We start from the raw sequence: 13649 nt of genomic DNA, 5'->3' as shown, positions 1-13649 counted from the left end.
AGGTCACGCGATTCGGGTGGATGACTATGCTTGCTCGGTTCGCAGGCGCGACCACTGGTATCGAAAGCGAAGGGTGTGGGCTTTTTCATGCGTTCACGACACGACGGCAGCGCGGACGGAGCCACTCCGGTAAACGCATCGCGATCGAGTGACGCGGACTCGCACGTATCTCCGGCCGATCGCGCTCGTGCCCGGGCGTCGCGTCCCGAACGTGCTCCCCGCCCCGAACGTGCTCCCCGCCCCGAGCGTGCCGCGCGTTCCGAGCGTGCTGCCCGCCCGGAGCGGCGTGGGCGTGGTCGTCGTGGTGTGTTGTTGCCGCAGTTGTTGGTGTCGGCGGTGGAGTCGGCCGGTGATGCGGTGGCGGTGGTGGAGGGTTCTCGGTCGTTGTCGTATCGGGAGCTCGATGCGGTGTCGTCGCGGTGGGCGCGGTGGTTGATCGGTCGTGGGGTGGGGCCGGGGGATGCGGTGGTGGTGGCGGTGCCGCGGTCGCTCGAGTCGGTGGTGGTGTTGTGGGCGGTGGCGAAGTCGGGGGCGACGTTCGTGCCGGTGGATCCGGGTTATCCGGCCGAGCGGGTGCAGTTCATGGTGGCCGATTCGGGTGCGGTGTTGGCGTTGACGGTGGCGTCGGTGGCGCAGGTGGTGGCCGGGTCGGCGGGGTCGGTGCCGGTGGTGGTGGTCGACGAGGTGTCGGTGGCCGCGCAGGTGCGGGGGTTGTCGTCGCGGCCGGTCTCGTATGCGGATCGGGTGCGTTCGCTCGAGCCGTCGGATGCGGCGTGGATGATTTATACCTCGGGGTCGACGGGGCGGCCGAAGGGTGTGGTGGTCTCGCATGCCGGTGTCGGTGGGGTGATTGCGGCCGAGCGTGAGCATTTCGGGGTCGATGGCTCGTCGCGGGTGTTGCATGTGTGTTCGCCGAGTTTCGATGTGTCGTTGCTCGAGTTGGGGGTGGGGTTCTCGGCGGGGGCGACGGTGGTGGTGGCGCCGGCGGGGGTTGGTGGTGGTCCGGATCTGGCGGATGTGATTGCGTCGCAGTCGGTGTCGCATGTGTTCATGACGCCGGGTGCGTTGGGGTCGATGGATCCTGCCGGGTTGGATGGTCTGCGTGTGGTGGTCGTGGCGGGTGAGTCGTTCACCCCGGATCTGGTGCGGCGGTGGTCGGTGCCGGGTCGGCGGCGGTTCTTCAATGCCTATGGTCCGACGGAGACGACGATTCTGGCGACCTCGTCGGCGGAGTTGGTGCCCGATGCGCCGGTGGTGATCGGGTCGGCGATCGCGGGGGTGGGGGCGTTCGTGCTCGATGAGCGGTTGCGTCCGGTGCCCGAGGGTGTGGTCGGTGAGTTGTATGTGGCCGGGGCGCAGGTGGCGCGGGGTTATCACGGTCGGTTCGGGTTGACCGCGGCGCGGTTCGTGGCCGATCCGTTCACTCCGGGTGGTCGGATGTACCGGACGGGGGATCTGGTGCGTCGGGGCGGCGATGGGGTGTTCGAGTATGTGGGGCGCAGTGATTTCCAGGTCAAGATTCGGGGGTTCCGGATCGAGTTGGGGGAGATCGATGCGGTGTTGTCGTCGGTGCCGGGGGTCGGTTTCGCGGTGACGGTGGGGGCGGCGTTGGCGTCGGGGGAGTCGGCGTTGGTGTCGTATGTGGTGCCCGAGGCGGGGGCGGTGCTCGATCCGGCGCAGGTGCGCGCGTCGGTGGGGGAGGTGTTGCCCGGTTATATGGTGCCGTCGTCGGTGACGGTGCTCGACGAGGTGCCGCTGACGCCGGTGGGGAAGGTCGATCGGGCGGCGTTGCCGGCGCCGGTGTTCGAGGTGGCCGAGTATCGGGCGCCGCGGACATCGGTGGAGATCGCGGTGGCCGAGGAGGTCGCGCAGGTTCTGGGGGTCGAGCGGGTCGGGTTGGATGATTCGTTCGTCGATCTGGGGGGTAATTCGTTGGCGGCGACGCGGTTGGTGGCGCGGTTGTCGGCGCGGTTGGGGTATCGGGTGGCGGTGCCGGTGGTGTTCGAGACGTCGTCGGTGCAGGAGTTGGCGGCCCGTGTCGATATCGACACCGCCGGTGCCGGTGCCGGTGCCGGGACTGTGGTGTTGGCGGTGCGGGAGCGTCCGGAGCGGGTGCCGTTGTCGTTGGCGCAGCAACGCATGTGGTTCCTCAACCGGCTCGAACCGCACTCCGCCGTGAACAACATCCCTGTGGCCATTCGCCTTTCGGGACGACTGGACACCAACGCGTTGCAGGCGGCGGTCTCCGACGTGGTGAAACGCCACGAATCGCTTCGCACCGTCTACCCCGAGATCGACGGTGTCGGCTACCAGCAGGTGCTGCCCGCCGCGGACGCGGTCGTCGAGGTCCGCCCCGAGATCGTCGACGCCGATGAGGTCCCGGCCAGGGTCGCCGAAGCGGTCACCACCGGATTCGATGTGACGCAACAGGTTCCGATCCGAGTGCGCCTGTTCTCCGTGGCCCCGGACGAGCACGTGCTCGTCGTCGTGGTGCACCACATCTCCGCCGACGGCTACTCGATGGGACCGCTGACCCGCGACGTGGTGACGGCCTACGCCGCGCGTGTCGCGGGCGGGGAACCCGGATGGGCACCGCTCGAGGTGCAGTACGCGGACTACACACTCTGGCAGCGCGAGATCCTCGGAGACGAGTCCGACCCCGAGTCGCTCATGGCGCGGGAGACCGATTTCTGGAAGCGGACCCTCGCGGATCTGCCGGAAGAGTCGACGCTGCCGTCCGATCGTCCCCGGCCGGCCGTCGCGAGCTATCGGGGTGCCTCACACCGGCTCACCCTCGACGAGCGCGTCCGCGCAGCGATCGCCGATCTGGCCCGCCGCAGCGGCGCAACGGAATTCATGGTCGTCCACGCCGCGCTCGCTGTACTTCTGGCGCGGCTCGGCGGCAACGACGACATCACGATCGGTACCCCCGTCGCCGGCCGCGGCGACGCCGCGCTCGACGACCTGGTGGGCATGTTCGTCAACACCCTGGTGCTGCGTACACCAGTCGAGTCCGGGGCGTCCTTCGGCGACTTCCTCGACTCGGTGCGCACGGCCGACCTCGAGGCGTTCACGCACGCCGACGTGCCGTTCGAGCGGCTCGTCGAGGTGCTCGATCCGCCTCGTTCGCAGGCACGTCATCCGCTCTTCCAGGTCATGCTCACCTTCCAGAACATGCCGGTCTCGCAGCTGGAACTGCCCGAGCTCACCGTCTCCGGTATCGACTTCGACGCGCAGGTCGCCAAGTTCGACCTGCAGGTCACCGTCGCGGATGTCGTCGACGCCGCCGGCGATCCCTCCGGTCTCGTGGTGGAGTTCAACTACGCCACCGAACTGTTCGATCAGCAGACCGTCGCCGCTGTCGCAGAACGGTTCTCGCGGATCCTCCAGGCGGTCACCACCGATCCGCGCATCGCGGTCGGCGACGTGCCGCTCGTCACCGACGACGAACTCGACCGCATCCTCACCGAGTGGAACACGCTCGGCGAATCCGTCCCGGTCGTCGAACCGGCCACGCTGGCTGCACGTTTCGACGCAGTCGTGTGCGCCCACGCCGCGAATGCCGCGGTGACCCACGGCGAGACGACCCTCACGTACGCCGAGCTCGGTGCCCGCGCGAACCGGATCGCACGCCGGCTCGTCGGCGCCGGCATCGGACCGGGAACTCTCGTCGCGGTGGCCCTGCCGCGGACCGAGGACCTCGTGGTCGCCCTCACCGCGGTCGTGCTCTCCGGCGGCGCCTACCTGCCGATCGACACCGCTCACCCGCAGGACCGTGTGCGGTACATCCTCGACCAGGCGCGGCCCCGCGTGATCCTCACCTCCGATGCACTCGGAGACGAGCCCGGAGCGGAGGCGTTGCGCGGCAGCGGAATCGAGATGCTCGATGTCGCCGACGCACAGAACGACGACTCGGTCTCGGCCGATCCGCTCACCGACGCCGACCGGATCGCATCGCCGCAACCGGACGATCTCGCGTACGTCATCTTCACCTCCGGTTCGACCGGCCGCCCCAAGGGTGTCGCCGTCACGCACCGGAACGTGCTGACCCTCTTCGCCAACGCCGAGCCCCGCTTCGGCTTCGGCCCGGACGACGTGTGGACGCTGTTCCACTCCTACGCCTTCGACTTCTCGGTGTGGGAACTGTGGGGACCGCTGCTGTACGGGGGCCGGCTCGTCGTCGTCGACTACCTCACCTCCCGGTCACCCGAGCTGTTCGCGCAGCTCGTGCGGCGCGAGGGCGTCACGGTGCTCAACCAGACGCCGTCGGCGTTCTACCAGTTCGACGAGGCCGATCGCACTCTCGCGGCCGACACGGCACCGCTCGCGCTGCGCTACGTCGTCTTCGGCGGCGAGGCACTCGACCCGGCCCGGCTCGCGGGCTGGTTCGATCGTCACCCCGCCGGCCCACAACTGGTGAACATGTACGGCATCACCGAGACCACGGTGCACGTGTCGTACCAGCGCATCGACCGCGCCCTCGCGAAGGCCGGTGCCGCCAGCGCGATCGGACGCTCGCTTCCCGGATTGGACGCCTACGTCCTCGACCGGCGTCTGCATCCCGTGCCCGCCGGCGTGCCGGGGGAGCTGTACATTTCCGGCGACCAGCTCTCCCGCGGATATCTCGGACGCCCCGACCTGACGGTCGCGCGCTTCGTCGCGAACCCCTTCGGTCGCGGTCGTCTCTACCGCACCGGCGACATCGCGCGGTGGAACGGCGAAGGCATCCTCGAATACGCGGGCCGCAGCGACTCGCAGGTCCAGCTCCGCGGCTTCCGTATCGAACTGGGCGAGATCGAGTCGCAGCTGCTGCAGGCTCCGGGTGTCGCACAGGCGGTCGCGATGGTCCGGGACGACGGACTCGGCGAACGTCTCGTCGGTTACGTCGTCGCCCGCACCGGTGAAACCGTCGATCCGGCCGCGGTGCGCGCGCACGCATCCGAATTTCTCGCGGGGTACATGGTTCCCGATGTGGTGACCGTGCTCGACGAACTGCCGCTCACGGTGAACGGCAAGCTCGACCGGCGCGCTCTCCCCGTGCCCCGCATCGACATCGACGCCGATCGTTTCCGCGAACCGGCCACCGAATCGGAACGGATCGTCGCGCAGGTCTGGGCCGAGGTGCTGGGTATCGAACGCGTCGGTGCCGACGACTCGTTCTTCGACCTCGGCGGCAACTCCCTCGTCGCGACACGGGTCGTCGCCCGCATCAACGAGGCGACCGGAGCGAGCCTGGCCATCCGGGAACTGTTCGAAGCTCCCACCGTCGCGGGTCTGGCGGCGCGCGTCGATGGCGGCAGTTCCGATCGCGCGGTGCCGGAGCTCGTCGCACGGCCGCGTCCCGATCGCATCCCGCTCTCGCTCGCACAGCAGCGGATGTGGGTGCTCAATCAGCTCGACCCCGGTTCGTCCACCTACAACATCCCCCTGGCGATTCGGCTGCGCGGAAACCTCGACACCGAGGCACTCGCAGCTTCCGTGCGCGATGTGGTCGAGCGCCACGAGACACTGCGTACCGTCTACCCGTACGACGATCACGGTCCGTACCAGCGGATCCGGTCCGTCGACGCGGTCGAGGAACTGACGGTCGTCACCGCGGGTACCGAGGGAGAGGCGTTCGAGGCGGTCGTGGAGGTCGCGTCGCAGGGCTTCGATGTATCCACAGACGTACCCGTGCGGGGCCGGTTGGTCTCGCTCACGCCGGACGACCACGTCCTCGTGCTCGTCGTGCACCACATCTCGGCGGACGGTGCGTCGCTCGCACCGCTCGCCCGCGACCTCGTGTCGGCGTACATCGGACGCATCTCCGGCAGCTCCGTCGAGCTCCCTCCGCTCGAGGTGCAGTATGCGGACTTCGCGCTGTGGCAGCAGGACGTGTTCGGGGACGCCGACGATCCGGCATCGCCTGCGGGGAAGCAGCTCGACTACTGGCGTGAACGCCTGGCAGGGGTGCCGGACCTGCTGGACCTTCCCGCCGACCGGCCGCGACCCGCACAAACCAGCACCCGCGGTGCCACGACCATGATCGATGTGTCCGCGGATACCCGTGCTCGCCTCGACATTCTCGCCTCGGAACATCGTGCCTCGCTGTTCATGGTGGTGCATGCCGCTCTCGCGGTGTTGCTGTCGAGACTGAGCAGTTCGCGCGACGTCGTGATCGGGACGGCAGTGGCCGGGCGCGGTGCTCGGGCACTCGACGACGTGGTCGGCATGTTCGTCAACACGCTGGCACTGCGCAGCGACGTCGACCCGGCCACGGCGTTCGACGCCCTGCTCGACACGGTCCGAGCCGGCGACCTCGAAGCCTTCGCGAATGCGGACGTGCCGTTCGAGCGTGTCGTGGACGAACTGGGGATCGCTCGTTCGAGCTCCCGGCATCCGGTCTTCCAGACGGTGCTGTCCTTCCAGAACCTCGACCCCGTGCGTATGGAACTGCCGGAGCTGACCGTCGAAGCGCTCGACACGGGAGAGCTCTCCGCCAAGTTCGATCTGCAGGTCACGGTGGAGCCTCGGGAGGACTCCGCGAGCGGGCCGGGTGGGATGGCGGTTGCCTTCACCTACGCGACCGATCTGTTCGACGCGGACACCGCGGAGGCCTACGCGCGTCGATTCGTGGCGGTGCTCGACGCGGTGGCCGCCGATCCCGCCGCGGTGGTCGGGGACATCGATATCCGGACCGCTGACGAGGTCGCGGTGGTCACCGGTGCCCCTCGCGCCGTGCCGGAGTCGTCTTCGCAGGTCCCCGATACGACGATCGCCCAGGAACTGCGCGTTGTGGTCGAATCGGATCCGGACGCTCCTGCCGTCGTGTTCGGCGAGACCGAGTCGACCTTCGCGGAGGTCGAGAAACGATCCTCTCGGTGGGCGCGGCATCTGATCTCGCTCGGTGCGGGTCCGGGCGAGACCGTCGCCGTTGATGTCCCCGCCGGAATCGACCTGGTGACCGCGATCTGGGCAACCGTGAAGGCGGGGGCCGCGATCGCGGTGGGGACGTCCTCCGAGGCTCGTTGGATTCTCACGACCTCACAGCGCACCGCCGACGGCTCGGCGGTTCTGCTTCCGATGGACGACCCGGAACTGGTGTCGAGGGTGTCGGTGCAATCGGAGCGCCCCGTCGCCTACACCGAGCGCACGTCCGTCCTCCGTGCCGGGGACCCTGCGCTGAGGCTGCCGCAGGGCGACCTCACTCAGGGACGTGCGGTGGCTGCTCTTCGCCGCGATCACACCGAGTTCGGTCTCACCTACGATGCTCGGATCCTGGTGTCAGGGCGGGCGGCAGACCCCTGGTCGGTATATGCGGTGCTCGCTGCCGCACTGGCCGGTGCTGTCGTGATCGTTCCCGAAAACCGTGACGATCTCGCCCGTGCTGCGGAAGAGGAATGGGTGACACACGCATTCGTTCCCGGTGAGGCGGTGGCCGACCTCGTCGGCTGTGCGGATCTCGAGTTCGTCTCGGTCACGGACGGGATCCGGACGGCGGCTTCCGAATCGGTCGACGCCACCATCTGCGCGAGAACTCACCCGTGGTCGTCCGGTTCATGATCGACTTCTCGGGGTGACACTCAGGACGGATTGTGATCTGTGACGAACACGAGCGCCCGACGGCCCTCCCCATCGGGCGTGCAGGACACGTGACCGAACGGTAACTTTACCGTGACCGGGGCCGTCGGGGTGCTCCGACGGGAGGAGTTGTCACGTGGCCGAGGCGGGGTCCGAACGAGGAATCGACAGGTTCGGAGGAGCCGCGACACAGTCGCGGAGTGGTCGCCGGTCCGGCGGACCCCGCCCGGAGCGGCGTGGGCGTGGTCGTCGTGGTGTGTTGTTGCCGCAGTTGTTGGTGTCGGCGGTGGAGTCGGCCGGTGATGCGGTGGCGGTGGTGGAGGGTTCTCGGTCGTTGTCGTATCGGGAGCTCGATGCGGTGTCGTCGCGGTGGGCGCGGTGGTTGATCGGTCGTGGGGTGGGGCCGGGGGATGCGGTGGTGGTGGCGGTGCCGCGGTCGCTCGAGTCGGTGGTGGTGTTGTGGGCGGTGGCGAAGTCGGGGGCGACGTTCGTGCCGGTGGATCCGGGTTATCCGGCCGAGCGGGTGCAGTTCATGGTGGCCGATTCGGGTGCGGTGTTGGCGTTGACGGTGGCGTCGGTGGCGCAGGTGGTGGCCGGGTCGGCGGGGTCGGTGCCGGTGGTGGTGGTCGACGAGGTGTCGGTGGCCGCGCAGGTGCGGGGGTTGTCGTCGCGGCCGGTCTCGTATGCGGATCGGGTGCGTTCGCTCGAGCCGTCGGATGCGGCGTGGATGATTTATACCTCGGGGTCGACGGGGCGGCCGAAGGGTGTGGTGGTCTCGCATGCCGGTGTCGGTGGGGTGATTGCGGCCGAGCGTGAGCATTTCGGGGTCGATGGCTCGTCGCGGGTGTTGCATGTGTGTTCGCCGAGTTTCGATGTGTCGTTGCTCGAGTTGGGGGTGGGGTTCTCGGCGGGGGCGACGGTGGTGGTGGCGCCGGCGGGGGTTGGTGGTGGTCCGGATCTGGCGGATGTGATTGCGTCGCAGTCGGTGTCGCATGTGTTCATGACGCCGGGTGCGTTGGGGTCGATGGATCCTGCCGGGTTGGATGGTCTGCGTGTGGTGGTCGTGGCGGGTGAGTCGTTCACCCCGGATCTGGTGCGGCGGTGGTCGGTGCCGGGTCGGCGGCGGTTCTTCAATGCCTATGGTCCGACGGAGACGACGATTCTGGCGACCTCGTCGGCGGAGTTGGTGCCCGATGCGCCGGTGGTGATCGGGTCGGCGATCGCGGGGGTGGGGGCGTTCGTGCTCGATGAGCGGTTGCGTCCGGTGCCCGAGGGTGTGGTCGGTGAGTTGTATGTGGCCGGGGCGCAGGTGGCGCGGGGTTATCACGGTCGGTTCGGGTTGACCGCGGCGCGGTTCGTGGCCGATCCGTTCACTCCGGGTGGTCGGATGTACCGGACGGGGGATCTGGTGCGTCGGGGCGGCGATGGGGTGTTCGAGTATGTGGGGCGCAGTGATTTCCAGGTCAAGATTCGGGGGTTCCGGATCGAGTTGGGGGAGATCGATGCGGTGTTGTCGTCGGTGCCGGGGGTCGGTTTCGCGGTGACGGTGGGGGCGGCGTTGGCGTCGGGGGAGTCGGCGTTGGTGTCGTATGTGGTGCCCGAGGCGGGGGCGGTGCTCGATCCGGCGCAGGTGCGCGCGTCGGTGGGGGAGGTGTTGCCCGGTTATATGGTGCCGTCGTCGGTGACGGTGCTCGACGAGGTGCCGCTGACGCCGGTGGGGAAGGTCGATCGGGCGGCGTTGCCGGCGCCGGTGTTCGAGGTGGCCGAGTATCGGGCGCCGCGGACATCGGTGGAGATCGCGGTGGCCGAGGAGGTCGCGCAGGTTCTGGGGGTCGAGCGGGTCGGGTTGGATGATTCGTTCGTCGATCTGGGGGGTAATTCGTTGGCGGCGACGCGGTTGGTGGCGCGGTTGTCGGCGCGGTTGGGGTATCGGGTGGCGGTGCCGGTGGTGTTCGAGACGTCGTCGGTGCAGGAGTTGGCGGCCCGTGTCGATATCGACACCGCCGGTGCCGGTGCCGGTGCCGGGACTGTGGTGTTGGCGGTGCGGGAGCGTCCGGAGCGGGTGCCGTTGTCGTTGGCGCAGCAACGCATGTGGTTCCTCAACCGTGTCGATTCGTCTGCGGCCTATAACATTCCGGTCGTCGTCCGGTTCACCGGAGCGCTCGACGCAGACGCGCTCGGCCGTGCGATCGATGACGTCGTGGCCAGGCACGAGTCGTTGCGGACGGTCTACCCGGAGGTCGACGGCCGTCCCGTACAGCACATTCTCGGTGCGGACTCGGTGCGGTCCGTGCTCGTCCCGGTCGACATCTCGCCGGATGCGCTGGCCGGCAGGATCGAACGAGTCGTCTGCACTCGATTCGATGTCACACGTGAGGTCCCGTTCCTCGTCGAACTCCTCCGGACGGCGCCGGAGGAGCACGTGCTCGTCGTCGTGGTGCACCACATCTCCGCCGACGGCTACTCGATGGGGCCGCTGACCCGGGATCTTGCGGCTTGCTACGTCGCCCGACTCTCCGGTTCGGAACCGCGGCTCCCCGAATTGTCCGTGCAGTACGCGGACTACACACTCTGGCAGCGCGAGATCCTCGGCGACGAGTCCGATCCCGGCTCGATGTCCTCCCGACAGATGGATTTCTGGCGTCGCGCCCTCGACGGAATCCCCGACCGGATCGACCTTCCCGCCGATCACCCGCGGCCGAAGGTGCAGTCGTATCGTGGTGCAAGCGTGGATGTCTCGATCGGTACGGAGGTCCACACGGCGCTCCGGGCACTTGCGCAGGATCACGGCGCCACGCCGTTCATGGTGGTTCACGCGGCGTTCGCGGTGCTGCTCTCCCGGATGTCCGGCATGCGCGACATCGTGGTCGGCACTCCCGTCGCGGGACGGAACGACCCGGCACTGGACGACCTCGTCGGAATGTTCGTCAACACCATCGTCTTCCGGGCCGAGGTAGATCTCGCGGAGTCGTTCTCCACTCTGCTCTCCCGGGTCCGGAAGGCGGACCTCGCCGCGTTCGCGCACGCCGACGTGCCGTTCGAGCGTCTCGTCGAGGTGCTCGATCCGGTGCGGTCTCTCGCGCACCACCCGTTGTTCCAGGTCGGATTGTCCTTCCAGAACCTGTCGCGCGCGTATCTCGACCTACCGGGTCTCGAGGCCGAAAGTCTCGCAGCGGAAAGGAACGTCTCCCAATTCGATCTGCACCTGATCCTCGCCGAACGCTACGACGGCGAGGGCGTGGTGGACGGGTTGGCCGGTGTGCTCACCTACGCGACAGATCTCTTCGAGGAGTCCACCGCGCAGGCACTCGCGGACATGTTCGTGCGCCTGGTTCGCGACCTCGTGACCGACCCCACGCGGCCGGTGGGCGACGCACAGATGCTCGACCCCGCGCAACGCACCCGCCTCCTGCACATCTCGGGCGGCCGGCGACACCCGGCCGACGCGCAGACGCTACCGGAGCTCTTCCGCAGAAACGTATCCCGTGTCCGGGAGGCCACCGCGGTGGTCCACCCCGGCGGACGAGCGTCGTACCGGGAATTCGCTGCGCGGGTGAACCGTACGGCACGCGCACTCGTCGCAGCAGGTGTCGGACCCGAGACCCGGGTGGGACTTCTGATGCCGAACTCTCTCGAGCTCGTCGTCGCGATGTTCGCCGTCTCGACGGCCGGCGGCGCCTACGTGCCCCTCGATCCTTCTCTGCCGTCCGGCCGGATCGAACAGATCGTGGACACCGCCCGTCCCGCGCTCGTTCTCCGTTCGTCGAAGACGACCGGCGCAACCCGCACGGTCGATACCCGTGACGCGGTTCTGTTCGACATCGACGACCCCGCGTGGGAAGAGATGCCGGCGGACGATTTCACCGATGCGGACCGGACTTCGCCGCTGTCACCCGACAATGCGGCCTACGTGCTGTTCACCTCGGGCTCCACGGGAACACCGAAGGGAGTGGTCGTCCCGCACCGGGCGGTGGTGAACCAGCTGGAATGGATCCGTTCCCGGTTCGGAGCGGACCACCGTGAAGTGGCAGTGCTGCACACACCGCCGACCTTCGACCTGTCGGTGTGGGAGTTCTGGGGTGCGCTCACTTCCGGTGGATGCCTGGTCGTTCCGCCGCCCGGACGGTATCTCGATCCTGCGGCGATGCTGGCCTTGATGGACCGGGAGGAGGTCACCACCTTCCACTCCGTACCGACCATGCTCGATATGCTCACCGCGGCAGCGACCGGCGGATATCCCGCCTCGTTGCGCCGGGTGCTGTCCATCGGGGAAGCGCTGTCGCCCGCCTCGGCCGAGGGATTCCGGAAGTGCTCGGATGCCGTGCTGACGAATCTCTACGGTCCCACCGAAGCGACCGTCTCGGTCACTGCCCACGAGGTGCGGGAGGACGACCTGCATGTCGTTCCGATCGGTGTGCCCGCATGGAACACGACCGTGCGCGTGCTCGATGGGCGCCTGAACCCGGTTCCGGTGGGGGTCGTGGGCGAGTTGTATCTGGGTGGGGTGCAGCTTGCGCGCGGATACCTCGGCCGTACGGCAGAGACCGCCGCTCGGTTCGTCGCGGACCCGTTCGGCGACGGACGGTTGTACCGCACCGGTGATCTGGTGCGGTGGGTGGAGACATCGGCCGGCACCGAACTCGAGTATGTGGGACGTCGGGACCAGCAGGTGAAGATCCGCGGTTTCCGGGTCGAACTGGCCGAGATCGAGGATGCGCTGCGTTCGTGCCCGGGGGTGATCACCGCCGCTGCGGCGGTGCAGAAAGATGCGGACCGGGGAGACCGGCTGGTGGCCTTCGTCGTGGCGGACGACGACACCGACCTCGACGTGGAAGCGCTACGACCTGCCCTCACCGAGCGGCTGCCGGGATACATGATTCCGACCGCGATCGGCCTGCTCGACCGACTGCCCCGAGGGACCACCGGAAAACTCGACCGCAATGCTCTTCCCGTTCTGCGGGCCGAAGCCGCTCGGTACCGTCCGCCACGGACGGACACCGAAGCAACTGTCGCGTCGGCATTCGCTCGCACGCTCCGGATCGAGCGAGTGGGACGTGACGACGACTTCTTCGCACTCGGCGGCACGTCGTTGCTCGCGATCGCCGTCCACGGCGAGTTGGCGGCTGCGGTGGGGCACACCGTGCCGGTCGAGTGGATCTTCGACAGTCCTGTGGTCGCCGATCTCGCGGAACGGATCGATCGCACCGACCCGACCGGCGAGGACGGACGCAGGGCAGCTTTCGACATCGTGCTACCGCTGCGCACACCGGATGCCGATGGTCCACCAGTGTTCTTCGTGCATCCCGTCGTAGGCCTGGCGTGGAGTTTCGCCGGGCTGGCCGAGTACGTGGAGGACGGACGCCCGGTCTACGGACTGCAGTCACCGGCACTGTCGGGTGACGCGCCGTTACCCGGGACCATCGAGGAATGGGCCGCCGTCTACGTCGAGGCCGTTCGTGAAGTCCGGCCCGCCGGTCCGTATCACCTCGTCGGTTGGTCGATGGGTGGCGTCATCGCTCACGAGATGGCGGTCCGGTTGCAGCGCGCGGGCTCGATCGTCTCGTCGCTGACCCTCCTCGACGCGCACGTACGGATCGTCCTGACCGATCGGGTCGATCCGGCGGAGGTCGCGATGGCAGGCCTGATCGGGGCCGGACAGGGTGGCGACACACCACCCGCGGGTGTGTTTCGTTTCACAAACAACCCGGCGGACGACAACGGGCCGGCGCTCGGGTCGCTTCCCCTCGACGGGATTCTGCGCGGCATAACCCACTCCTTCGAGGTGCTCGAAGGTCACACACCGGGCCTGTTCGACGGGAACATGTTGTTCGTCGAGGCCGGGAAATCCTCCCGCCGGGAACAGCCTTCGCTTCGGGAATGGGATCCGTTCGTCACCGGTCGCGTGGTGCGGCACATCGTGGACGTCGATCACTGGGGCATCACCTCCGATGAAGGATGCCGTGAGATCGGGCCGATCCTGGCGAAGTTCACCAGCGGTGAGAATGTCCGAATTGCCCAGTCGGGCAACCGGGGAGGCGGAGTCGGTCCGTCCATTCGAGTGGAGCCCTAGCCCGGCCTGTGCCAGACTC

2 protein-coding genes are annotated in these 13649 nt (G+C 68.2%); both read left to right on the top strand.

What is annotated here, in order from left to right:
* Positions 1-87 precede the first annotated feature (87 nt).
* Entirely contained in the window at positions 88-7542 is a 7455-nt protein-coding gene (locus AC6CID_RS01445) for an amino acid adenylation domain-containing protein (protein ID WP_498353486.1), read from the top strand.
* Between the two features lie 280 nt (positions 7543-7822).
* Positions 7823-13630 (top strand): amino acid adenylation domain-containing protein, encoded by a 5808-nt coding sequence (locus AC6CID_RS01440; RefSeq protein ID WP_498353485.1) that lies wholly within the window; start codon positions 7823-7825, stop codon positions 13628-13630.
* The last annotated feature ends 19 nt before the right edge of the window (positions 13631-13649 follow it).

It is taken from the genome of Rhodococcus sp. GQ147 (assembly GCF_059759155.1).
This window is presented reverse-complemented; position numbering and strand designations above follow the sequence as displayed.